We start from the raw sequence: 22,613 nt of genomic DNA, 5'->3' as shown, positions 1-22,613 counted from the left end.
CTAGAGGGCGGGCTTATGCATGTAAAAGAATAAAAATGGATTTTCAATTCCATAAAAATATATATGCGAACGCTGGCTGCCACGATTCAGGTGTCTCAGCAACCTTATGATTCAGGCTCCTTTTTATTCGTTCGCGATGTATTCCCTCCATAACGGCAACTACGCTTATTTCATGACCTACGGTTCCAGACGGAGGGCTGCATGGAGACACCAGAGGTTTGTGACGTTAAATCAAATGGATATGCGCGCTTGTTTGATTTTCTCTCTGAGGTTGGCGTGACGCTCTACACGGGTGTGACAGGCGGCGGGGTGATTCATTTTGTTAAAGACATTCATCCCGTTGACTGGTCGGTTCAGGATAAAACCGGTTTTTTAACGCTGTGTGAGTACAGCGCGGGCTTTGTTCCGCTGGGCTACTATCTCGCCAGTGGAAAATACGCGGCGGCGGTGGCTACCACGGGAGCGGCAACGAAGCTGCTAGGCTGTGGGCTTAGTGATGCCAAGCTGCATGATATTCCTGCGGTTTATCTGGTCGCGCTATCGGGGAAGCATACGGAAGGCCTCTTACCGTTACAGGATACGTGGGAGCACGGTAGCAATATTGTGCAACAGCTGCGGGCCGAGCTGCCTGATTCGGTTTTTGTGCTCGATAACCCACAGACGCTGAATGAAACATTAGCATTGGCAAGGGTGCAGTTGGGAAATGCGAAACCAGTGGTGCTGGTGTTGGTGCATCATGCGCTGGCTGAAGCCGCCAGTGAGAATGCTCTTCCTCCAGATTCACGACCCGTTTCTTCCTGTGACGATCTCGGCGGCGTTGTCGATCGCTTTCGTCAGGCGGTGCAGGGGAAGCGCGTAGTGATGTTGGTTGGAGAGGAGATGGCGCGGTATCCCAATGCGCCAGCGTTGACGACTCAGCTCGCTATGCAACTGCATGCCGCAACGGTGTGGACGATCAACGGTGCGAACGCCGTCAGCCGAGATAATCCGTATGGTTACGGCTATATCGGCTTTGGTGGAAACGACTGTGCGACAGCGCTTTATGCATCGCTGAATAACGATGATGTTCTGCTGGTTCTGGGAGCGAGCCCTGATGAATATTCGGTAAATTTACAGCCTTTTACCGCCGGCGAAACGTTCTACCTGAGCAATATTACGCAGGCCTACGGCCAGATTGAAGGCGGCTTTCAGCACCGGACTTCGGGGCATTATCACCATCTTCATGGGCCGATCGATCAATCGCTGCTCAGGTTGATTGCGGCTACGGAAGTGTGCCCCTTTGCTAACACGGGGGTTGCCCCTGCACCACATAACCTAAATCAGCATGCCTTCGCTTCCCCGCGTCAGGGTTACGTCAATATGGCGACGCTATATCAGCGTCTGGATAGCTGGTGGCCTGCGGATTCGATTGGGTTTGATGATATTTGCCTTGCGTATAAAGATCGTCAGTACGTGACGCAGCGGCCGCATCCCCATATTCGTTTCTATTCGTTTTACCGGGGTTCGGCGATGGGCGGCGCATTTGGCGCAGCTGTGGGTGCGAAGCTGGCTCGGCCGGAACACGCGGTCTTTTTATTCACCGGTGATGGCTGCTTTCGCCAGTTTTCTGGCGCGTTAGGAGAAGTTCGGGAACTCGGTATTGTCATCTTCCTGTTAAATAATGAGAGCCTGGCTATCGTGGCGCAAGGGTTGCCCAAAATCCTGCCGGAGGTCGCGCCAGAACATTATCACGCTGGCGTGTGCCCTCTCGACTACTGCGCCATTGCTAAGGCCTGTGGCTGGGATGTGAAGACGCTTCAGCCCGACCTCGCCAATTTAGAGGATGTGCTGGTCAGGGCGGGCGAAATTGGGCGTCCTTCTCTATTGATTGAAGTGCCTGTTGATGCGCATCAACGGCTTGGGAGGAATCCACGTATACGGAATCTTTAAGGAGGCTCCATGTCACTCGCGTTGCTTGAGAAGATTGATGCGTGCTATCTGGCCTTGAGCGGTGCTGTATTGCCTTCGCCTGCTGGCGTGGCTGAACGCAACAGATGGCTGCATGAACAGGCACCGTATAGCGTGTTGGCGCAAGGAGTGGGGGACGATCCTCACTTTATTTATGCCAATCACTTTGCGCTCGACTGCTTCGGGTATAGCGAAGCAGAAATGCTGGCGTTGCCTTCTCGATTGTGTGTCGAGGTATCTTTACGGTCAGTACGGCAGCAGTTTCTGGAAAGCGTGTCTCAGCAAGGGATCGCCAATAATTACGTAGGAATCCGGGTCAAGAAAAATGGGCAGACATTCCCGATTTATGGCGGCGTGGTCTGGCAGTTACGCCATTCTGATGGGACGTCATGGGGAATGGCCTCGCTATTCTGGCGCGAGGAACATCAGCGGCCAGATTGGTTCAAATCTGATTAAGAAATAAGCATTGGATGAGGTTTTATGGAGCGTCTTATCCCGTCGATCTATTACAACTGAATATCAGCGCTCAGTGAAGCGAGTGAAAACACGGGATCGGATTTGTGCGTGATGCAAAGGGAGAATATGAGTGACTAAACTGTGATCGTTTCACAAAAAAATAACCAAGCTATTTCTTATTGATAATATTATTGGTGAATTATTATTCTTTCTCATCATTGGGGATATACATTTCAGACATGTTAGAGAATCTGGTTTTTCAATTATTGGATAAAAGTTTCACAAAAAATAAACGAATAATTTCTTCTTTTTATTTTTATAAAATTTAAAACTGCGTTCCTAATAACAAAATATACTAGAGAGATTGTTCGATATATCAATTAACCTCTTTATAAGTACATGATGTTTATGTAAGACTATAACCTTTAATGGTTAGATTGGTAAAAAAATGAACTTTTTTGAACAAACTCCTCCATCTCGGAGACGCTATGGATTGGCTGCTTTTATTGGTTTGATTGCAGGTATTGTTTCATCTTTCGTTAAGTGGGGCGCAGAAAACCCGCTTCCTCCACGTAGCCCTACTGATATGTTTACCGGTGCTTGTGCACCTGAGTCACTGATTAGAGCTGCCGAGCAAATTGATTGCTCTCGTAATTTTCTTAACCCTCCCTACATCTTTTTACGCGATTGGCTTGGGGTGGTTGACCCTAATGCGGCGGTTTATACCTTTGCCGGCCACGTATTCAATTGGGTTGGTGTAACGCATATTATTTTCTCTATTGTTTTTGCTTTAGGTTACTGCGTTGTTGCAGAAGTATTTCCTAAAATAAAATTATGGCAGGGTCTGTTTGCTGGTGCGCTGGCTCAGCTGTTTGTTCATATGATTTCCTTCCCATTGATGGGGCTTACGCCATCTCTGTTTGTTCTCCCTTGGTATGAGCATGTATCAGAAATCGTAGGCCACCTCATTTGGTTCTGGTCTATTGAGATTATTCGTCGTGATTTACGTAATCGAATGACTCATGAACCGGATCCAGAGATTCCTTTGAGTGCTTCACGATAGGCTGTGATTTTATTTTAGATAATGTGAAAGAGTGCGATGCTTATTATTTAAGTATCGCACTATTAATAAATCAACGCCTCCGCTCTTACCCACGAACAATCGCCTCTCACAGTGTATGACGACGAGAAAGGTATATTCGACGGGGAAACGATGGATTCAGGCAGAGGCATAGGTAGAAACATAAAGTGTCATCTATTCTGTTTCGTCCGTCCAAACGTCCTCATATCCTGCTCGATCGATAATGAATTTCGTCCCTTCGGGTAAAAAGAGATATGGTACGACTTCAGGCAACGTGTCCTCTAAGTGACTGGTGTGAAGGGCCTGATAAAATCCGCTCTCGGATGAATGTTCGCCACAGTGTATAAACCAGCTTATCGTGCCGTTTTCTGGCAATGCGATCCGGGTTCCGTAAATGGGCGAGCTTTGTAAGGTATCTAAAGCAATTGCGACCATGTCTTCTGGCGGATGCTGTGGTAATTGGTACTTATCGCAGGTCTGTTTCTGTCGCGCATTGGGTAGGGTTCGAGCTGCGTTTTGCATGGTTAAGTCCGCTGTCGCTTTTCGTGCATGTCGGGATGCTCGAGATACGTTATTTCAGCTGAGGGGGCTAGCCGTGGGCACCTAGCTATCCAGCCACCAATTTAAAAGCGTTTCGTCTTCATCGTCATCGATATTCTTATAAATGTTCGCGAAGTACCATTGAACGCCTGTTTTTTCGCGAAAGGCGTCGAAAACGTCAGCAATTTTATCCATCCCATTCCTGGCTGGAACGGCCAATGTCAAATTTCCCTTAAATACGCCGTCTAACGTTCCATTCAGCTGCTTGGCTACGTCGTTTTCTAAACTGGCGATGTCTTCAGAGGGAAGCTCATCGGCATAAATATGAATGCAAAAATTGCCGCCTCTTTTTAAGACTTCCGGGTGTGCATGCTTATCTTTAATTCGGAAGATATCTCCACGCGCCAGGTTTAATGCAAGGCCAGGAGAAGACAGCAATTCGTAAGTGTCCTTCTCGATTTCTCGGACAGGCAACTCTTCAAACACGGGCTTATTGCCATGTGCGACATAGACATTAACTAACATAGGCTGGGTAATTACCAATATTTGAGTCAGTGAAGTAAAACGATGTCCCGATGTTAGCCCAAAATACGCTGGCGTATCTTGTTTTCCGTGGTTTTTTACGTACCGCAGGCTGCTGCTATGACCGGGAGAGGTTTGTTGGCGTGCCGGTAAATATTTCTCGAAGTGATACTTCAATGTCGTCAATGGCTGCCAACTGAGGCGATATGTCTATCTCAAGCGTTTTTATCTTTTTGCACCAGTTCGTGGTGTCGGAATAGGTAAAGATTATTTTTTCTTCCGTAATCGAAACATCATCAATCCCACCATATCCGGCCATGCCTGAATCGCCTATCTCAACATAGTAGGTATCCTGACCCAGTTCTTCATCTTGCTCGTCAGGATCTTCAGCCCGTTGCAGAATAAGAAAGCTCTGCGGGTTATCTTCACTATCGGCAAATCCAACTGTCAAAACGTCCTCTTCAAAGGATGAATGGTAATAGGTTGCTGGAAATTTAATGCTCATGATTCTCTCCTACCGTTTTGTCCGCGATAGCCACTCGTACCGTACGACTTGCATCACGCGAAAGACGCTCGAACAAGGCCGGCGACAATTTTCTTTTACTCGCAACACATGCCCGTGTTATTTCATCAAACGAGCATAAAGTCTCGAGGATCTCCAACGGCACCGTTTTATTATGTGCCACCCACTTTCCATAACCTGGATATTTTTTAAGAACGTCGAACCAGACATCCAAGGGGGCTTCTTCCATAGCCGACTTATCATACTCACTTTTTATGTCACTAGGATAATGGCGGGCAGCTTGCCGAGATAACATCAGGTGATTCGTCCGTTTGGCGGAAGAAGTAAGCCATTTTAAATGGGCTGTGGCTATCGATAATGAAGACGAGAAATGCTGATGTACGATGAATTGATTTTTACCCATGACTCCAATGCGCCTCATGATGCCTATGTCGGCGGCGGGGTTTATTTGCCTAGTGAGATATCCTGGCCACTCTCTGTTAAGGAATACTCTCGGATGGCATGGGCTATCTCTTTTTAGATGAGCGTTTCTGGGATAAAACAGCAAATGTGTGTGGCCGATTTTTTCTACAACTTGGCTAATGCCCTGACCAAAATACGAGACGTTTTAATAAGCGAGGAACGATGGGCAGAATACGTGTCATTGGCACATCGATAGAGGCGATTCAAGCCGCAGAACGTGAGCTAGACCGTAAGTTACCGCTCTCTTATTCGGACTGGCTTCTGGTGAATAATGGAAGAGCGCTTGGAGCATTAACGATATTCCCGGTATTTGATTCTCGCGACCCGAGAAAAACATGGGAATCAATCGTTCGTCATTTTAAGGAAGGCTGGCAGGCGTGGCTGAGCAATTTTTCCGATACAACACAGGATTTTTCGACCCTTCTGCCTTTTGCGGAGTGTGGTACGGGAGATTATTACTGTTTTGATTACGCCGTATTAGGGAAAGCAGGGGAGCCAATTATTGTTTTATGGTCACATGAAACGGGAGAAGCAACCCAGCAGGCAGATAATTTTGGCGTGTTTCTGACGATGTCAGAGCAGATTGAGTAATGTGTTGAGGCGAAATCCTTTTATAGTTGGATTCTCGCCTTTTTTTACATTCAGGGTGTGAATCAAAAGTGATGTCTCGAAGTGGGGAGGAAACCGTATAAAATAGTAAACAGGTTAACGGTGCTTTAAACGAAAAGCCTCGCTCAGTTCTACTTCGTCTTCGGTATCCCCATCTTCAAAGCATTTGAAAGGTTTCCCGCTTAGTGTTTCTCGCATGAGTGCGTACAAATCGACAGATTTAACGTTAACCTGTAGCCACAGTGAGCCATCGTCTTCATCGATCAGGCGGACGTCATATTCAGCGCGATTGTTTAGGGATTTGTCTTTCAAATAGATATCACCGTTTTCGGCACGAATGCAGGCCTCACTGCGTTTAATCGTGCTGATGACCTGTTGAGCAGTCGAGGCATCATCAAAGACTAATTGGTACTCATAGCTCATGTTCTGGGTGTCCGCTGCTAGGTTTCACTATCTTCATCAGAGCACTGCCTCAATATTCGTCTCAATATTCTTGCCACTCTGGATACGATATTTATTTTTACCTAAATCTCAGGCAGGTCGATATTATTTTGGGAAAGAATCATGGCTATTTTTCCTATAAACTCAACCGGAAGTGTTGTTGGTGTTCCATACATATCCACGATTCCGACCTCTACCGTGGTATCAACAAGATAAGAGAATGCTTCAATATTCTGAGGTGAAATTGACAGGGTAAGATCTTGCGGCATCTCGTCTCCCCGGCCATTTAACGGCAGCAATGCGCCGCTTCTTTCCCATTCAACCAGACTGCCACTCTCAGGGTAACGATTAAGGTGAGCTATCAATGCATCGATCGCGGGATGTTGAATCAATTTTGCGTGGCAATAGGCCTGCAAACAAGCGGAGGCATAGCGTTGCAACTCTCTCGGGGAAAGCCTGGCTATTTTGTTAAAAACGTCTGACATCCTCATTTCCCCTTGGTCATTCATATTGTTCAAGCTCTTCTTTAATGGCGTGCAGTAAGGCTGTGGGGGGAATGAAAAAACCGTGTTCACTTGGCGTGGGGAAAATTTGACATATTTTACCGTCGTTCTGCATTCCAGGAAGCCAATGTGATAGGAATGCGTTTAGCTCAATCGCTTTTGCTGTGAATCCTGCCCATTCACCATTAGCGCACAGTGTGGCAAAATTTTCCTCAGGCCAGAAGGGAATAGCCATTTTCTGACCGGATGTCGCCGTTTCCCACCCCTCATTAAATAATCCCCAGACAATTTCAAAATCAGTAATCTTACGGATAAAGTAATCACACCTTTCTTGCGGGTCTAAACGATAAATATTTTCAATTTTTTTAGGGTGTGCTCTCGTCATTCTTTAAATAATATCCTCATCGGAATGCCACCACGTTGTCCCACAGAACGATGTTTTCAGCGAAAGTCCTGTCGGTTTTTAGCGCAGTCAGTTCTTCCACATATCGTGGGTCGCTTTTTATTTTCTTCTCGTCATCATTACTCAACATGACCGCTTTCCCTTCTTTCTCGTTGCGTAAAAATTGTTGAGCTGCCATGTAATCATAAGCGTCAATAATGGATGACTCTGCTGCCTCTAAGCTTGCCTTTCCCTCGGAGAAAAACATCAGAAAATCTGAAAAGGCGTACAGATACAGATTTTTTAAAATCTCTTCGCTATTCGCAGCCTGTTCATCCACCACGGTAGCATCGATAGCCTCAAGCGCTGGGTTGATGTTTATGTCTTGCGTCTCTGAGGCAAGGTAGTTCCAGAGATCGTCCGTAAGTAAAACGACTGCTTTCGGTAAATTCATGTCCATCGATTGAAGAACATCGGCCAATCTGTCAAACGCTTTTAATAGTACGAAGAAAGCGCCTTTTTCTACATTTTCCATTACTAATCCTTGTTTTTGGGAGTGTTTAACCGATGAAATTGGATTCACACCATGATTAATAATGGCGTCTTTACAACGGCAGGATATAGGGAGGAATACAGCAATATCAACGGCTCAACGTATTTTTTCCGTCAATTGATTAAGGCTATTGTCATCGCGTTCGGTACTCGCTTTGGTGACACCGAACGCGATGATAAGGCGCTTACGCGGCCATGCCTAACCCGACAATGTTCGCCGCCAGAATAATGACCACGCAGCCGAGAATCAGCATACGCACCGGTTTCTGGCCAACGGCTTTCCACTCCTTAAACAGTAGACCGACGATGCCGCCACACAGGACGTAGAAACTCATGTGCAACATCCAACTGATATAGGTGTAATCCGCCGGAATGTTGGCGTGTCCCCAGGCATAAAAGAAGAACTGCAAATACCACATGACGCCGCCCAAAATGGCGAAGAGCGCGTTGGCAATCAGCAACGGTTTGGCCTGTGCCAGATCGGCTTTTAATGAAATGCCCTTGCAGGTCGCCAAACGGATAAAACAGAAGCCCAGATTGACGATGGCACCGCCGCCCATAATCACCACGTAGCTGGGAAGTGCGACATACAGTGCATTGATCCCCAACTCTTGTGCTGCGGTATGCATGGGTTTCGCGGCATCCATCGCAAAGGACATACCTGCGGAGAAGATGCCGCACATCACGGCCAGAATCAGCCCTTTTTTCAGGTTGAATTCCTCGGCGCGAATACCGAGCGCACGTTCTTTCAGTAAACCGGCATAGCTGACAATGGCGACGCCAATGACTGCGACCAGCACGCCCAGTAGCGTCATTTGGCCGCCCGCCGAACCAAACAGAATGGAGAACTTGCCTTGCAGAACAGGTGTCATCAGCGTGCCGATAATCAGCGTCACGCCGATGGCGATACCGATGCCCATCGACATGCCAAGGTAGCGCATCGTCAGGCCGTAGTTGATATTGCCGATCCCCCACATCGCGCCGAAGAGAAAGACGGGGAGTAGGGTCGCCATATCGAACGAAGCGTAATAACGCCAAAAATCAGGAAGTAGCCACCAACTGATGCTCCAGGGCAGGATAATCCACGAGAAAAATCCGCCCAGTGACCACATGGTTTCCCACGACCAGTTTTTGACCTGCTTAAACGGCGCATAGAAGCAGGCCGCGCTGGCCGCACCGATGAAGTGCCAGAAAATACCAAGCAAAATAGGATTGCTCATGCGTAACCCCTTGTTTTATTTTGTGGTAAGCCTGTATTCGGCTCTGAATGTAGAGTGCAGTGTATGATTGTTGCCAGACATGCTGGCGCTAGACAGTGTAGGAAGGTGAAAAAGGGTGAACCTTCAGATGCGTGCCACGAGCAGTAGGAGGACGGCATCGGTTTGAAGGTGAGGGCCGGTCCGATCACAAAACACGGAAATCCTCGCAGAGGACAAGTCAGGGCAGAGCATTCTGTAAATGGTGCGTTCTGCTCAAGAATTGATTAACACCACAGCAGGACTTTTCGCTATTATTTCCCTCTTTTCCACCTGCATATAGTGAGTTATGGAACGTTTTATTGAGAATCTGATGTACTCATCACGCTGGCTGCTTGCCCCTGTTTACCTCGGGCTATCGCTGGGATTACTGGCGCTGGCGATCAAGTTTTTCCAGGAAGTGTTCCACGTCCTGCCCAATATCCTGGATATCGCTGAAGCCGATTTGGTGCTGGTGCTGCTGTCACTGATCGATATGACGCTGGTCGGTGGATTGCTGGTGATGGTGATGCTGTCCGGTTACGAAAACTTTGTTTCGGCATTGGATATCACCGAAGGCAGAGAAAAGCTGAGCTGGCTTGGTAAGATGGACTCCGGCTCGCTGAAAAATAAAGTTGCCGCCTCGATTGTCGCTATCTCGTCGATCCACCTGCTGCGCGTGTTCATGGATGCCCGTAATATCCCGGATAACAAGCTGATGTGGTACGTGATTATCCATTTGACGTTTGTGCTGTCTGCACTTGTCATGGGGTATCTGGATCGCATGTCGCGTTACGAAAAAAGCAAAACGGCATAACGAACGCCGCACTGTTTGCGTAGCCAGATGAAAGAACAGATCCTATTGTTAACGAAGTGATTTTATCAATACGCTTTGTTTAACGGAGGATATTATGCCGCAAACCGATCAAATTAACCGCCGTGTGGTTCTGGCTCAGCGCCCGCACGGCGCGCCAACACAAGAGACCTTCCGTCTGGAACAGCAGCCTGTCCCACAGGTCGATTCAGGACATATCCTGCTACGTACGGTTTTCCTCTCCCTTGACCCTTATATGCGTGGCCGCATGAGCGACGCCCCTTCTTATGCTAAACCCGTCGAACTGAATGACGTGATGGTCGGCGGGACAATCAGCCGCGTGGTGGAGTCAAAACACCCAGATTATCAGACCGGTGATTGGGTGCTGTCCTTCAGCGGCTGGCAGGATTATGCGATTTCCGACGGGAAAGGCTTAACGAATCTGGGTCAGTCGCCGACGAATCCTTCCTACGCGCTTGGCGTGCTGGGTATGCCGGGCTTTACCGCGTATATGGGGCTAACGGATATCGGCCAGCCTAAAGCGGGTGAAACGCTGGTGGTGGCCGCCGCGACCGGCCCGGTCGGCGCGACGGTTGGGCAGCTCGGTAAATTGAAAGGCTGTCGGGTTGTTGGCGTGGCGGGGGGCGCAGAGAAATGTCGCTATGCGGTTGAAGTGCTGGGATTTGATGCTTGCCTCGACCACCGGGCGGATGATTTTGCAGAACAGCTGAAACAAGCCTGCCCGAAGGGAATCGATATTTACTTTGAAAACGTCGGCGGGAAAGTCTTTGACGCGGTGCTGCCGCTGCTGAATACCTCGGCGCGTATTCCAGTGTGCGGATTAGTTTCTGGCTATAATGCGACAGGGTTACCGGATGGGCCAGATCGCCTACCGCTGCTGATGGGGACGATCCTGAAGAAACGTATTCGGATGCAGGGATTCATTATCTTTGATGATTATGGTCATCGCTTCGATGAGTTCTGGAAGGACGTTTCGCCGTGGGTGGAGGAAGGTAAGATCAAATATCGCGAAGAGATCGTCGACGGGCTGGAAAACGCTCCCGAAGCCTTTATCGGCCTGCTGCACGGTCGCAACTTCGGTAAATTAGTGGTCAGAGTCGGACCCGACGCCTGATACACCAGACTCGCCGCTGCGGCGGCGAGTTTTGCACTCGACAGAGTATGTTACCAGTATGGGCAGATAGTCACACGTGTATAGAAACTGCCTGAGTAATACATGAGAATAACAAGGTAAGTAATTATTCTTGGCGGTGTTCGTTTAACCAAAAGAAAAGGGATAGACAAAGGGATGATAATGAAATTTGAAAAACTATCAGCATAGCTTCTCGGGTTTTCACAAAAATTGTTAAGTGAGCTGTCACCAAATAACCATTCATATTCGATTGATGAAAAAGCATGGATTAAAAAAAGACATAAGGCAGAATAAGCATAAAAATAGATGTTATCGATGTGGTTTTTTTTAAACATGCTTTCAAATTCCTTTTTGAATTTTGATGAAAAATTAATCTTACTGTTTAATAAATGAGACATTAATCGTTCTGTTTTTATCATCTTGTACTAGATTAACCTCATCATGTCCTTTTATCCATACTTCATTTATATTTCCGTAACTCCATGGGATGCTTTTGGTTTTTTTAAATCCAAGCGTCTCTATATATTTTACCAATTCAGCTTTATGCTCAGGCATTGAGTTATAAAAAACTACGCCATTGGTTAATCGCTGCGTGCCATCTGGTGAGTAATAGTAAAATTCGTAGTTGTCAGAAATAACAGGTATGTCTTTTACTTCATCCAGGGTTAAAGCATAGTGTGTAAAATAATCATCTTTTTTGTAGTGGTAGCTTTCTTCGTAGAATAACCCAGCAAAAATAACAAATACGCCAATTGAGATAAATAGTAAAAATATTGCTTTTATGAAGTCACTGTATTTAAATTTCAACATATTATTGTCTTTTTTTATTCAATTCGTCAATTTTATTGGTTTATATTTTACTCAAAATAGACTAATTTGGACAAAGACTGATTCGTGTATAAAAACGGTATGAATGATATCCGAGGATGATAAGATAAGTAATGATTCTAGGTAGGCTTCTTTTAAAAAGGAAAAAAGGGATAGATAAAGGAACGATAATGATACTGAAAAAGCCATCAGCATCGGCTTCCGGCACTTCACAGAAATTTGCTACTGAGTCTCCATCTATCATCCATTCATATTTGGTGGTAGAAAAAGCGTTGATTAGAAAAAAGCATAAGGCGGAATAGGCATAAAAGTACACATGATCGAGGAATTTTTTTGCTCGTGACATTGATATTTCTCTTAGCTGCATGTTTATCCTACGGTCTTTGCATAACAGTCGTACTACTATAAAGTAATTTTGTTACTTTTTCGCGATGACTTAACATTCTTCTACCATATGATGTCCAGTCCCTTACGTCTACCAAACTTTTTTCTGCATTTATCGAACGAATAAAATCACTGTGACTGCGTTCAATGCCTCTATTGTAGCGTGAACCAGCAAGAATAAACTGCTCGTCTGTTAGGTTCAACGTGTCAGCACCAGGGTAGTCGTAATTGATTAACTCATAAAGATGGCGTGCGACCATAGTAAGGTTGAAATTATCTTTATTTAGACAAATGGAGATGTACGTTGCTTCAGCATTTTTCAATTCACTGGGATTCTTGCCAAAAATTTCGGCAACCACCCTAATTTGCATCGCGATAATGCCTATTGATGTTTTCTCTGGAGGTGGCGTAACAGTATCTTGGTTTGCCCAGTCACTATAGGTATGCTTAGACTGCCTATAAAATAAAACTGGGAATTTAACATAATCAACCATACCTCCGGCTTCGGAACGGGCAACCAAGGCAAGGAGAGTTGCTGGTATTTTATATTGTCGAGCAATCTCTTTTATTTTCTCTTTGTGGAAAATAATATAACTATCCTTGTATTTATTTAAATAATCATCACCGCCAAATGTTTTCCACCAAACGAAGTCAATAGGCGACCAGCGTGGGTAGTTCTTTCCCCAATCGGAAAAACTAAGGTCGCATTCGTTGATAATTTCATTGAGTTTATTCATGGCTTATCAGTACATATTTTCAGTTAATATGCTGTACCCCGATGTACCTGCAATATTGTGTTGGCAGGTAATGCTTTCATAACGCAAGCTCAGGGTTTCAAATGGCTGCATATCGTTATGCGTCAATGAGTTGGGATTCTGATTAGAGAGATTGACAATAGAGGCATCCCTTAATGTGATTGTCATGTAGTTCTCTTGCGTCCCGCTGGCGGAGGTGCGGTAATATCTCAACTCAACTTCCAGCAGTTCATTATTAGCGATGCTGGTTAGGACTAACGGTGTAGACTTATCAACGACTTTGGTCACGGAAAAGGGGTGATGATTGACGTGTCGAATATGTTTATTTCCTACAGAATCGATACTTAAACACCCTTCGGAGATCAGTCCCTGAATTTTTCCGGTGATCTTCATGAAAATAGAATTAGCCATTCGTGTAACTCCCTGTTAAACAATCCTTGTTGGGAAAGTTATAACGTAAATCTTGATTGAACAAAAGAAGAACTCGACTATTTAATAAGAAATATGATTCCTATCAGAAAGATATCCTTTCCAAAATTCTATAATTTATTGTTTTTAATGATAAGTCACCATATAGGATGAAATTTATTAGTCAGCTAATTATATTTAAATGATAAATTTATTATACCCAATAAACCTCAAGATGTAGGTTTGAGCATCTGAAAGCGATCGTGAATTCTGGATGTCAGTGAGTTAGCTATTTCTGGCGCTTGGTTGAGAAAAAATTGAACATTGCATTCCGAAAGCTGCTTATGCTTTCAAAGTAGCTATTATTCCACGCATGTTCGTTCATCACATTCCATAAACGCTGAGGTAATAGACTAATAAAACCTGTTATTTTTTATTAATTATAAATGTTTTTGGTATGGTTCTAAGCCAAGGGCAGATAAAACGCAAATGTGCTCATGTTTTAAACCACAATGTTATTCACTCAATCACAGTATTAATTAACGTTGCTCCTTGGATAAATCCAACATTAGACATTCGATTTCTTTCATTGTTACCCTGTCTTGCTCTTTTGTTTTAATGATCTGAAAATACTCATCGAATGATGGATAATTACCTAAGGAGAAATCATCAACTAATGGGACTCCAGTACTGTTAACATAATCGAGCAACTTATTGTAAGCTTCATTAATGTTATCTAGATCGCATAAATATATCGTACTTATCTGAGGGTTTGCCTCATCACTCGGCCCATAAGAAAAATAATAATTCTTTGACAGTCTCGGTACGTCCCTGATTTCTTTATAGGTTAATGTATAGTACTTAAAAATGTCTTTTTCCGTATAAACGGTATAAGGAACGATGATAAGCCATCCCCAAAAAAACAATAGGGAAAATAATAAAATAAATATGAATAAGATCGTTTTCATACGATGAAAACGGATTTCTCGTGACCAGATATATGTTTATTTCCTACAGAATCGATACTTAAACACCCTTCGGAGATCAGTCCCTGAATTTTTCCGGTGATCTTCATGAAAATAGAATTAGCCATTCGTGTAACTCCCTGTTAAACAATCCTTGTTGGGAAAGTTATNGCTGGCGGAGGTGCGGTAATATCTCAACTCAACTTCCAGCAGTTCATTATTAGCGATGCTGGTTAGGACTAACGGTGTAGACTTATCAACGACTTTGGTCACGGAAAAGGGGTGATGATTGACGTGTCGATCTCTTGATAAGTCGTAATTCGTTGCATAAACAAAAATCTCATCTTCGTGACCAGATATATGTTTATTTCCTACAGAATCGATACTTAAACACCCTTCGGAGATCAGTCCCTGAATTTTTCCGGTGATCTTCATGAAAATAGAATTAGCCATTCGTGTAACTCCCTGTTAAACAATCCTTGTTGGGAAAGTTATAACGTAAATCTTTATTGAACAAAAGAAGAACTCGACTCTTTAATAAGAAATATGATTTACGTCAGAAAGATATCCTTTTCAAAACTCTATAATTGATTGTTTTTAATGGCAATTATTTGTGAAGGGTAGGTGTTTTTATTACTCTGCTAATTATGTTTTGATGATAAGTTTATTATATAAATAAAAACAGCTTAGTCGTTTAAATAACTAGGGGGATGGGTAAAGAGATTAGCGATTTAATTAAGAAGAATGCGTTATTGATAACTCGCCGCTTAAGCGGCGAGCTTTATTATCTATTCTGGTTTTATTATTTCCCGACGCTAAGCCAGTCTGGCAGATCGTGTAATCCCATTGCCTGACGTACCAGCGTGGGTTTAATGCCGGGCAGTTTATCCGCCAGCACCAGACCGACATCGCGCAGCAGCTTTTTCGCCGGGTTATCGCCGTCAAACAGTTCTCGGAATCCCTGCATACTGGCGAGCATCACCGCGGCGCTGTGTTTGCGGCGGCGTTCATAGCGTCGCAGATAAAGGTGTTGACCGATGTCTTTGCCCTGCGCCTGTAAGCGCTTCACTTCCGCAATCAGTTCGGCGACATCCATGAAGCCCAGATTGACGCCTTGCCCCGCCAGCGGATGAATAGTGTGCGCTGCGTCGCCGACCAGCACCAGCCGGTGTGCCGCGAAGCTGCGAGCGTAGCGTCCGGTCAGTGGGAAAGTCTGACGTTCGCTTTCCAGTTCACACAACCCCAAACGCATATCAAAGGCCATAGCGACCTGACGATTGAATTCTTCTGCTGGCAGGCTTTGCATCGCCTGAGCCTGTTCCGGTGAAAGCGACCAGACAATTGAACAAAGGTGAGGCTCGTCCAGCGGCAAGAACGCCAGAATGCCGTCGCCGTGAAACGTCTGACGCGCAACGGACTGATGAGGGTGTTCTGTACGAATATTGGCGACCAGCGCGTGATGGCCGTAGTCCCAAAAGGTTAGCGGAATATCCGCATGCTGACGCAGCCACGAATGGGCACCGTCCGCACCGACTACCAGCCTGGCAGTCAGCATGCTGTCGTCCTGCAACGTAATGAAGGCTTCGTTCTCGCCCCAGGCGACCTGTTTTAATGATGAGGGAGAGAGCAGGGTGATGTCGCTTAACTGAGAGGCGCGTTGCCACAGTACCTGCTGAATCACCGGATTTTCAATGATATGTCCAAGGTGGGAAAAGCCGAATTCTTCACCGCTAAAACTGATTTTACCGAAGCTGTCTTTGTCCCAAACCTGCATATCGTTGTAAGGGCTGACGCGTTGCGCCACGAGACTTTCCCAGACGCCGATATGGCGCAGGAGGCATTCGCTGGCGGCATTGATAGCGGAGACGCGCAGGGCATGGTCTTTCCCGAGCGGCTGAGGTTCAGCCGCCTGTTTCTCCAGCACGGCGATGCGCAGGCCGCTGCCCTGTAAGCCGCAGGCTAGCGCCAGACCGACCATACCGCCACCAGCAATAACCACGTCGAATGATTGCATTTCCGTCTTTTCCTGTTGGCGAGCTTAATTAACGTTCTACCCAGCCCAGCGTGCGACGAGCAAAGGCGTCGCGCATCAGTGGCAGGTTATTCATGGCGATCAGACCCAGATTGCGGCTGACGGCCAGCGCGGCATAGCGGTTAGCGAACAGCCTGACCAGTCCATCGGTGATCGCCACCGTGGTGTGTTGATCGGGCGTGCGCCGCTGTTGATAGCGGTTGAGTACCGTGTACTGGCCGATATCCTGTTGATTTTTTGCTGCGTCGACGAGGGTTTCCGCCAGCGACATCACATCGCGAATCCCCAGATTAAAGCCCTGTCCGGCAATCGGGTGCAACGTTTGCGCCGCATTACCCACCAGCGCCAGCCGATGGCTAATATGCTGGCTGGCCGTGAGTAAGCGCAGTGGATAGCTGTGGCGTTCGCCGATGTGGGTGAATTGGCCCAGACGCCAGCCAAAAGCCTGCTGTAGCTGTTGGCGAAATTCGGCTTCGTTCCATCCATCGACCGCATGTTGACGGTGCTTATCATGGCACCAGACGAGCGAACAGCGACCGTTGCTCATCGGCAAGAGCGCCAGCGGGCCGTGCGGGGTAAATCGCTCGAACGCGCGGCCGCGATGGGGTTCGGCGGTCGTCACATTGGCGATGGTCGCGGTCTGATCATAATCATGCTGCTGCCATTGAATCCCGCAGGACTGCGACAGCATGGATCGCGAGCCATCGGCAGCGACCAGCAGTTGACCCGTTAGCGCGGTGCCATCGTCCAGCGTTAGCGTCGCATTATCCTGCGTCCGCGTGACGGCAACCACTTTGGCCGGGCAGTGCAGGCGCACGCCCGGTGCCTGTTGCAGCAGGGAAAACAGGCGTTGTCCGACATCGTGCAGTTCAACCACATGGCCTAATGCCTGAACGTGATAGTCCGAGGCCTTCAGATTCACCACGCTGGCGTGCCCGCGTTCGCTGACGTGAATGTCGGTTATCGCCGTTGCATTACCCGACAGCGCTTGCCAGATGCCCAACGCGGCGAGCTGCTGACGTGTGCCATCAGACAGCGCGAGGGCGCGTGCGTCAAAACCTGGGTGTTCCTTGTCGAGTGGCGAGTGTGCCTCGATCAGGTCAACCGGGATTGCGCCCTGCGAAAGCCGCGATATTGCCAGCGCCAGCGTTGCGCCCGCCATCCCGCCACCGACAATCATGACCGCCATGCTGTTGTCCTTTGCAATTATGCCGTTGCCCTTTGAAAGGGCTGCTTAGTGTTGCTTGTCATGCTGTTGCGCCATGAGCGCTTCGATGGCATCTGCGTCTTTGATCACGCCAGCCGTCAGGTTTTCATTGCCGTTTTCGGTGATCACGATGTTATCTTCGATACGTACGCCGATTCCCCGGTACTGCTGCGGCACTTTGGCATCGGGCGCGATGTAAAGACCCGGCTCGATGGTCAGTACCATACCTGGCTCAAGCGGACGCCCTCGGTCGGTGGTGCCGTAATTGCCTACATCATGCACGTCCAGACCCAGCCAGTGGCTAAGTCCGTGCATGAAGAACTGGCGATGTGCCTGCTCGGCAATTAACTCTTCCACTTCACCTTTCAGCACGCCGAGCTTGATAAGCCCGCTGACCATGATGCGCACCACTTCTTCGTTCACTTCACGGATGCTGCGACCCGGACCAAACAGTTCCAGCGCGCGCAGCTGTGAGCGCAGCACGATGTCGTAAATGGCACGCTGTGGTGCGGTAAATTTACCGTTGACGGGGAAAGTGCGGGTAATGTCGCCAGCATAGCTTTTGTATTCACAGCCGGCGTCAATCAGCACCAGATCGCCGTCGCGCATTTGCGTTTCATTTTCGGTGTAATGCAAGATGCAGGCATTCTCACCGCTGCCGACGATGGTGTTGTAAGAAGGATAGCGCGCGCCGTGACGGGTAAATTCGTGGTGAATTTCGCCTTCAAGCTGATATTCATACATGCCGGGGCGGCATTTCTGCATCGCGCGGGTGTGGGCCAGTGCGGTAATTTCACAGGCACGGCGCATCACGCTGATTTCAGCAGGCGATTTGAACAGGCGCATTTCATGCACCCAAGGGCGCCAGTCGGTCAGCGTAGCAGGGGCAGCAAAGCCCTGACGCGTACCGTTGCGCAAGGTATCCAGCGCGGCGAAGACCAGCTTGTCGGCATAATCGTACTGCCCTTGCGCGTGGTACACCACGTCCAGCCCATTCAATAAGAGATGCAGCTGTGCACCGATTTCGCCAAACGGCAGTGCACGGTCAACGCCGAGTTTGGCTGGTGCCGCTTCCTGACCGAGACGACGACCAAACCAGATTTCGGCTGTCAGATCGCGCACGCGGTTGAAGATTACGCTGTGATGATGTTTTACATCGCTTTTTACCAGCAGCAGCACGGCTTCGGGTTCGTTGAAGCCGGTGAAATACCAGAAATCGCTATTTTGACGATAAGGATAGTCACTGTCGGCATTGCGCTGCGCTTCCGGCGCAGAAAAAATAATCGCCGCGCTGCCCGGTGCCATTTTTTCTAACAGACCCTGACGACGACGAAGAAATTCTTGTGGATTCATCACCTGCTCCTGAAAATAGTCCGTGCGGTTACTTTTCCCTTCCGCCTTGCATGAAAATCAATGCAGCGTCGGTTTTTGCTGCTCGGGCGCAGTCACAACGCGCTGGTTGGTAAATTCGGTATGACACAAAATGGCAGAAACGCGAACATACTCAATCACTTCTTCCAGCGATTGTTCCAGCTCTTCCTGATCTTCATCTTCGTCGTAGCCAAGCTGTGCGATGTTGCGTAAATCTTCGATGGCTTCTTTCAGCTCGCCTTTGGCTTTGTTCAACTGCGGTTGAGCCACGCCCAGCCCAAGCAGGAAGTGATTGACCCAGCCTGCCAGCGCGTCGGCGCGATCGAACACGCTCACGTCATCCAGCGAGTCGTCCGGCAGGAAAAGCTGGAACAGAAAGCCATCATCTTCCAGCGCTTCACGCGTGGCCTGATACAGGTCCTGAAGCGGCTGCGACAGCGTCTGGGTAAACGCCATGCCTTCGTTAGTCAGTTCAAAAACCAGCGTTCTCCAACTGTCGTCATGGTTTCCACCACACAGCATCCCGCTGATCAAACCGTGCATTTCTGCTGCGGTCAGCGCGACTTGCTGTTGGTGAAGCAGTTGGTCAAGGCCTTCATAGGCGGGAAACGTATTCTCTATAGACATGCGGATTCGTCATCGTTGGCTGGATTGGTTCGTGCTATGCTACCACCAAGCTCCCTTTCGATACCAGAAAGCGCTTGTATCTTAGATCTCGGCTATATATAGTTGCGCCCGCTTTAACGAGCCCGATGTAACGGGTAATGCTCATGCTATGCGGCACGCGGGCGCAAGAACGACAAAAGGCAGGAAGGTGGTATGTCTGCACAACCAGTAGATATTCAAATTTTTGGCCGTTCGTTAAGAGTGAATTGCCCGCCAGAACAACAAGATGCGTTGAATCAGGCTGCGGAAGATCTTAACCAGCGGTTGCAAGATCTTAAAGTTCGCACTAGAGTCACAAACACTGAGCAACTGGTGTTTATTGCTGCATTGAACGTGTGCCATGAGCTAGCGCAGGAACGGGGTAAGACGCGTGATTATGCGTCGAATATGGAACAGCGTATTCGTATGTTGCAGCAGACCATCGAACAGGCGTTGCTGGAGCAGGGCAAGATCACCGAACGTCAGGGTGCACAATTTGAATAACGTCGTATTTTGACAAAAGTACGGTGTTTTTACGCGATAAGACGTGCTAAGGTTTATCGCAAGTAACAACGAATAAAATTTCTCTGAGATGTTTGTCAGCGGGCCAGTCCCCTGAGCCGATATTTCATACCAACAGAATGTAATGCTCTGCGGTTGGTGAGCACGCTCGGTTCGTCCGAGAAGCCTTAAGACTGCGACGTTATGTTCACCTTGAACCAAGGGTTCAAGGGTTACAGCCTGCGGCGGCATCTCGGAGATTCCCTTTCTTTTATTATTCTTGACCCGTGGCGAATGCAGCCCATGTCATTTTCTGATCCATCTTCCTCGGCACTTCCTGATACTTCACTCTCCTCTACGGTAGCATCGCGTCAGCAGATTCGTCAGGCTGTGCGGCAACGTCGGCGTTTACTGACTCCAGAGCAGCAGACGTACTTTGCACTACAGGCGTGTGAGCGCGTCATAGCGCACCCGAAAATCATACGGGCAGAGAGTGTGGCGGTATTTCTATCATTTGATGGCGAGTTGGATACGTCCCCGTTGATTCAACAGCTGTGGCAGCAGGATAAACGCGTTTATTTGCCGGTTCTGCATCCGTTTCGCGTCGGATATCTGCTGTTCCTGCGTTATGCGCCAGACACCGAGTTGGTACGCAATCGTCTGAAGATTATGGAGCCGCGTCTGGACGTGCGTCAGGTGCTGCCGTTACCGCAGTTGGACGTCCTGCTGACGCCGCTGGTGGCGTTTGATCATCTGGGACAGCGGCTTGGTATGGGGGGCGGGTTTTACGATCGTACGTTGCAGTATCGCAACCAGATGTCGCGTGGGCCTTATCCGATCGGTCTGGCCCACGATTGTCAGCAGGTTGACACTCTGCCAGTGGAAAGCTGGGATATTCCGTTGCCGGAAATCATTACCCCCTCCCGCCATTGGCAGTGGAACACGCGCTAGCTTTTGATCGGTTCGGGCGAGCGATCGTGGCCCAACATCTGCTGTACCAATTCCACACAGTGCAGGAAACGCGAATCGTAGTCCGACTCTTTGATGTAAACGTACGGGATATTATTGTTAGCCAGCATCGTTTTCAGCAGGTCCTGGAACTCCGAACGGGCGGTGGTGCTGCCTAAGCTACGCAACCCATCGGCGACCCACGGCGTGTTGTTTTCCAGCAAAATCACCAGATCGAAGCGGTATTCATCGATCAGCGCCTGAACGAACGGGTGCTCACGACCCTCGTATTTCTTGCAGAACGCCTGAGTGGTGACAAAATCGGTGTCGATAAAGGCCACTTTATTGGCATATTTCACTGCAAAATCAATGTACTGTGCTTGACCCAGCGCGATCTTGTCGTAGTCGGAATACTGCAACGCCATCTCGTCGCCACCCAGATGGGAGAACACGTAATCGCGACCATATTCCCAGGCGCTGGTGGTGTTGAAGATATTCGCCAGCTTATTCACCAGCGTGGATTTACCGCTGGACTCGCCGCCAAGAATGGCAACGGTACGCACAAAGAACGGCTTCACTTCGGTCGGGATATAGTCCCAGTAACGGAAGGGGTCGTGGCGAATCTGCGAACCGCTGATGTTCATAAAGGAGCGCTGCGGGTCGATCAGGACAGCCTCAATGCCCAGGTGCTCGCGGTATTGTGCGGCATCCTGCTCTTCGCTGGTGTAGACGAAATTCGGCGTGATGCTTTTTTCCTGCATAAACGCCTGAATTCCTTTACTCCACACATCCCAGCCGTGCGGGTAAGGCTCCATTCCTTGCTCATTGAAGGCGTGAATATGAATATTTTTCTGATACTTAAAGGTCTGTAGCAGCCAGCGCAGGCGGTCGCTGACGGTAGGCTGCTGTGACATCGAGCTGTTCTCAAACAGCAGACGGTCACGCGGTTCGTCGTAACCTAAAATGATATGCAGTTCATCGATCTGACTGCAGGCACGCTGAATCAGATAAATGTGGCCTGTGTGTAGCGGATAGAACTTGCCGAAGACGACGCCAATGTTCTTTTCGTAGCGCGGGAATTCCAGTTCAAGAAAGCGATGCAGCGCTTCCAGCTTCTGTGCGCTAGGGCTTTTGATTTTGGCATTAAGTAATTGACTGAGATAGCCTTTGGTCATATCGGTCGCGTCGGCAACCTGCTGTAGGGTGCAACCCTTCTGCCGGATGGCGGATTTCAGGTAATCAAATGATGACATGGTGCAGCACTCTTGTTTAGCTTACTAAACAAAGTACCACAGAACAGGACAACATCCGCTACGCTTTCATCCCCTGTTTAGCTCAGGATGGAAGGG

The 22,613-nt window shown here is 48.0% G+C and carries 28 protein-coding genes and 1 other RNA gene; 9 read left to right on the top strand and 20 right to left on the bottom strand.

The window, feature by feature from the left end:
• Window positions 1–201: 201 nt before the first annotated feature.
• From QWJ20_RS08410 to QWJ20_RS08400, 3 genes are all read left to right on the top strand, one after another.
• Window positions 202–1,929, top strand: coding sequence for a thiamine pyrophosphate-dependent enzyme (locus QWJ20_RS08410; RefSeq protein ID WP_433992278.1), 1,728 nt, complete (start codon window positions 202–204; stop codon window positions 1,927–1,929).
• Window positions 1,930–1,938: 9 nt separating this feature from the next.
• Window positions 1,939–2,403, top strand: a complete 465-nt coding sequence (locus QWJ20_RS08405) for an MEKHLA domain-containing protein (RefSeq protein WP_226302182.1) — start codon at window positions 1,939–1,941, stop codon at window positions 2,401–2,403.
• A 448-nt stretch (window positions 2,404–2,851) separates the two neighbouring features.
• Window positions 2,852–3,466 (top strand): YagU family protein, encoded by a 615-nt coding sequence (locus QWJ20_RS08400; RefSeq protein WP_095701459.1) that lies wholly within the window; start codon window positions 2,852–2,854, stop codon window positions 3,464–3,466.
• 192 nt (window positions 3,467–3,658) lie between these two features.
• On the opposite strand, the gene QWJ20_RS08395 is transcribed toward QWJ20_RS08400, so the two are convergent.
• The 4 genes from QWJ20_RS08395 to QWJ20_RS08380 all read right to left on the bottom strand — a co-directional run bounded on the left by QWJ20_RS08395 (window position 3,659) and on the right by QWJ20_RS08380 (window position 5,472).
• Window positions 3,659–4,006: an immunity protein Imm33 domain-containing protein gene (locus QWJ20_RS08395; RefSeq protein WP_095993549.1), complete on the bottom strand. Its 348-nt coding sequence runs from the start codon at window positions 4,004–4,006 to the stop codon at window positions 3,659–3,661.
• 81 nt (window positions 4,007–4,087) lie between these two features.
• A complete protein-coding gene (locus tag QWJ20_RS08390; RefSeq protein WP_227003572.1) occupies window positions 4,088–4,510 on the bottom strand; it encodes a DUF4265 domain-containing protein in 423 nt (140 codons plus the stop codon).
• A 154-nt stretch (window positions 4,511–4,664) separates the two neighbouring features.
• On the bottom strand, window positions 4,665–5,051 hold the full coding sequence (locus QWJ20_RS08385) for an Imm10 family immunity protein (RefSeq protein ID WP_433992277.1): 387 nt from the start codon (window positions 5,049–5,051) through the stop codon (window positions 4,665–4,667).
• Entirely contained in the window at window positions 5,041–5,472 is a 432-nt protein-coding gene (locus QWJ20_RS08380) for a hypothetical protein (RefSeq protein WP_433992276.1), read from the bottom strand. Before QWJ20_RS08380 ends, QWJ20_RS08385 begins: the two co-directional genes overlap by 11 nt.
• Window positions 5,473–5,693: 221 nt before the next feature.
• On the opposite strand from QWJ20_RS08380, the gene QWJ20_RS08375 reads away from it, so the two are divergent.
• Complete coding sequence (locus QWJ20_RS08375) at window positions 5,694–6,122, top strand: SMI1/KNR4 family protein (RefSeq protein ID WP_433992275.1); 429 nt, start codon at window positions 5,694–5,696, stop codon at window positions 6,120–6,122.
• Window positions 6,123–6,236: 114 nt separating this feature from the next.
• Here QWJ20_RS08375 and QWJ20_RS08370 read toward each other — a convergent pair whose 3' ends face one another.
• From QWJ20_RS08370 to rhaT, 5 genes are all read right to left on the bottom strand, one after another.
• Window positions 6,237–6,563 carry a hypothetical protein gene (locus QWJ20_RS08370; protein WP_433992274.1) on the bottom strand — a complete coding sequence of 109 codons (327 nt, stop codon included), beginning with the start codon at window positions 6,561–6,563 and terminating at the stop codon, window positions 6,237–6,239.
• A gap of 101 nt (window positions 6,564–6,664) precedes the next feature.
• A complete protein-coding gene (locus QWJ20_RS08365; RefSeq protein ID WP_433992273.1) occupies window positions 6,665–7,066 on the bottom strand; it encodes a hypothetical protein in 402 nt (133 codons plus the stop codon).
• Between the two features lie 16 nt (window positions 7,067–7,082).
• The gene (locus QWJ20_RS08360; protein ID WP_433992272.1) at window positions 7,083–7,469 is read right to left on the bottom strand and encodes a DUF2750 domain-containing protein; all 387 of its coding nucleotides are present in this window, start codon (window positions 7,467–7,469) and stop codon (window positions 7,083–7,085) included.
• A 16-nt stretch (window positions 7,470–7,485) separates the two neighbouring features.
• Window positions 7,486–8,001 carry a hypothetical protein gene (locus QWJ20_RS08355; protein WP_433992271.1) on the bottom strand — a complete coding sequence of 172 codons (516 nt, stop codon included), beginning with the start codon at window positions 7,999–8,001 and terminating at the stop codon, window positions 7,486–7,488.
• Between the two features lie 202 nt (window positions 8,002–8,203).
• On the bottom strand, window positions 8,204–9,238 hold the full coding sequence (gene rhaT, locus QWJ20_RS08350; protein ID WP_249682616.1) for an L-rhamnose/proton symporter RhaT: 1,035 nt from the start codon (window positions 9,236–9,238) through the stop codon (window positions 8,204–8,206).
• 325 nt (window positions 9,239–9,563) lie between these two features.
• On the opposite strand from rhaT, the gene QWJ20_RS08345 reads away from it, so the two are divergent.
• Together QWJ20_RS08345 and QWJ20_RS08340 are read left to right on the top strand one after the other, a co-directional pair.
• On the top strand, window positions 9,564–10,070 hold the full coding sequence (locus QWJ20_RS08345; RefSeq protein WP_012822286.1) for a TIGR00645 family protein: 507 nt from the start codon (window positions 9,564–9,566) through the stop codon (window positions 10,068–10,070).
• A 94-nt stretch (window positions 10,071–10,164) separates the two neighbouring features.
• The gene (locus tag QWJ20_RS08340; protein WP_433992270.1) at window positions 10,165–11,202 is read left to right on the top strand and encodes an NADP-dependent oxidoreductase; all 1,038 of its coding nucleotides are present in this window, start codon (window positions 10,165–10,167) and stop codon (window positions 11,200–11,202) included.
• Between the two features lie 50 nt (window positions 11,203–11,252).
• Here QWJ20_RS08340 and QWJ20_RS08335 read toward each other — a convergent pair whose 3' ends face one another.
• The 10 genes from QWJ20_RS08335 to QWJ20_RS08290 form a co-directional block, all read right to left on the bottom strand.
• On the bottom strand, window positions 11,253–11,555 hold the full coding sequence (locus tag QWJ20_RS08335) for a DUF2645 family protein (RefSeq protein ID WP_109410644.1): 303 nt from the start codon (window positions 11,553–11,555) through the stop codon (window positions 11,253–11,255).
• A gap of 40 nt (window positions 11,556–11,595) precedes the next feature.
• Window positions 11,596–12,030 (bottom strand): hypothetical protein, encoded by a 435-nt coding sequence (locus QWJ20_RS08330; RefSeq protein WP_433992269.1) that lies wholly within the window; start codon window positions 12,028–12,030, stop codon window positions 11,596–11,598.
• Window positions 12,031–12,091: 61 nt separating this feature from the next.
• A complete protein-coding gene (locus QWJ20_RS08325; protein ID WP_433992400.1) occupies window positions 12,092–12,394 on the bottom strand; it encodes a DUF2645 family protein in 303 nt (100 codons plus the stop codon).
• A 28-nt stretch (window positions 12,395–12,422) separates the two neighbouring features.
• Window positions 12,423–13,169, bottom strand: a complete 747-nt coding sequence (locus QWJ20_RS08320; protein WP_349906751.1) for a hypothetical protein — start codon at window positions 13,167–13,169, stop codon at window positions 12,423–12,425.
• Window positions 13,170–13,175: 6 nt separating this feature from the next.
• Window positions 13,176–13,598, bottom strand: a complete 423-nt coding sequence (locus QWJ20_RS08315) for an Hcp family type VI secretion system effector (protein WP_433992268.1) — start codon at window positions 13,596–13,598, stop codon at window positions 13,176–13,178.
• 1,082 nt (window positions 13,599–14,680) lie between these two features.
• The gene (gene tssD / locus QWJ20_RS08310; protein ID WP_433992267.1) at window positions 14,681–15,013 is read right to left on the bottom strand and encodes a type VI secretion system tube protein TssD; all 333 of its coding nucleotides are present in this window, start codon (window positions 15,011–15,013) and stop codon (window positions 14,681–14,683) included.
• A 349-nt stretch (window positions 15,014–15,362) separates the two neighbouring features.
• A complete protein-coding gene (ubiI, locus tag QWJ20_RS08305) occupies window positions 15,363–16,574 on the bottom strand; it encodes an FAD-dependent 2-octaprenylphenol hydroxylase (RefSeq protein ID WP_433992266.1) in 1,212 nt (403 codons plus the stop codon).
• A gap of 28 nt (window positions 16,575–16,602) precedes the next feature.
• Window positions 16,603–17,781, bottom strand: a complete 1,179-nt coding sequence (ubiH, locus tag QWJ20_RS08300; protein ID WP_433992265.1) for a 2-octaprenyl-6-methoxyphenyl hydroxylase — start codon at window positions 17,779–17,781, stop codon at window positions 16,603–16,605.
• Window positions 17,782–17,826: 45 nt separating this feature from the next.
• A complete protein-coding gene (gene pepP / locus QWJ20_RS08295) occupies window positions 17,827–19,152 on the bottom strand; it encodes a Xaa-Pro aminopeptidase (RefSeq protein ID WP_095701478.1) in 1,326 nt (441 codons plus the stop codon).
• 57 nt (window positions 19,153–19,209) lie between these two features.
• A complete protein-coding gene (locus tag QWJ20_RS08290) occupies window positions 19,210–19,797 on the bottom strand; it encodes a YecA family protein (RefSeq protein ID WP_095701479.1) in 588 nt (195 codons plus the stop codon).
• A 192-nt stretch (window positions 19,798–19,989) separates the two neighbouring features.
• On the opposite strand from QWJ20_RS08290, the gene zapA reads away from it, so the two are divergent.
• From zapA to QWJ20_RS08275, 3 genes are all read left to right on the top strand, one after another.
• Window positions 19,990–20,319, top strand: a complete 330-nt coding sequence (zapA, locus tag QWJ20_RS08285) for a cell division protein ZapA (protein WP_010284667.1) — start codon at window positions 19,990–19,992, stop codon at window positions 20,317–20,319.
• Window positions 20,320–20,396: 77 nt separating this feature from the next.
• Window positions 20,397–20,580: non-coding RNA, 6S RNA (gene ssrS / locus QWJ20_RS08280), on the top strand.
• Window positions 20,581–20,619: 39 nt separating this feature from the next.
• Window positions 20,620–21,267, top strand: a complete 648-nt coding sequence (locus QWJ20_RS08275) for a 5-formyltetrahydrofolate cyclo-ligase (RefSeq protein ID WP_433992264.1) — start codon at window positions 20,620–20,622, stop codon at window positions 21,265–21,267.
• Here QWJ20_RS08275 and nadR read toward each other — a convergent pair.
• Window positions 21,264–22,517 (bottom strand): multifunctional transcriptional regulator/nicotinamide-nucleotide adenylyltransferase/ribosylnicotinamide kinase NadR, encoded by a 1,254-nt coding sequence (gene nadR / locus QWJ20_RS08270; protein WP_095701481.1) that lies wholly within the window; start codon window positions 22,515–22,517, stop codon window positions 21,264–21,266. The two genes, QWJ20_RS08275 and nadR, sit on opposite strands and share 4 nt — an antisense overlap.
• Between the last annotated feature and the right edge of the window lie 96 nt (window positions 22,518–22,613).

The sequence above is a fragment of the Pectobacterium sp. S5 genome, from assembly GCF_051707265.1.
Lineage (GTDB): Bacteria > Pseudomonadota > Gammaproteobacteria > Enterobacterales > Enterobacteriaceae > Pectobacterium > Pectobacterium polare.
Note: the sequence above shows the minus strand (reverse complement) of the source record. Positions and strands in the feature narration are given on the sequence as shown.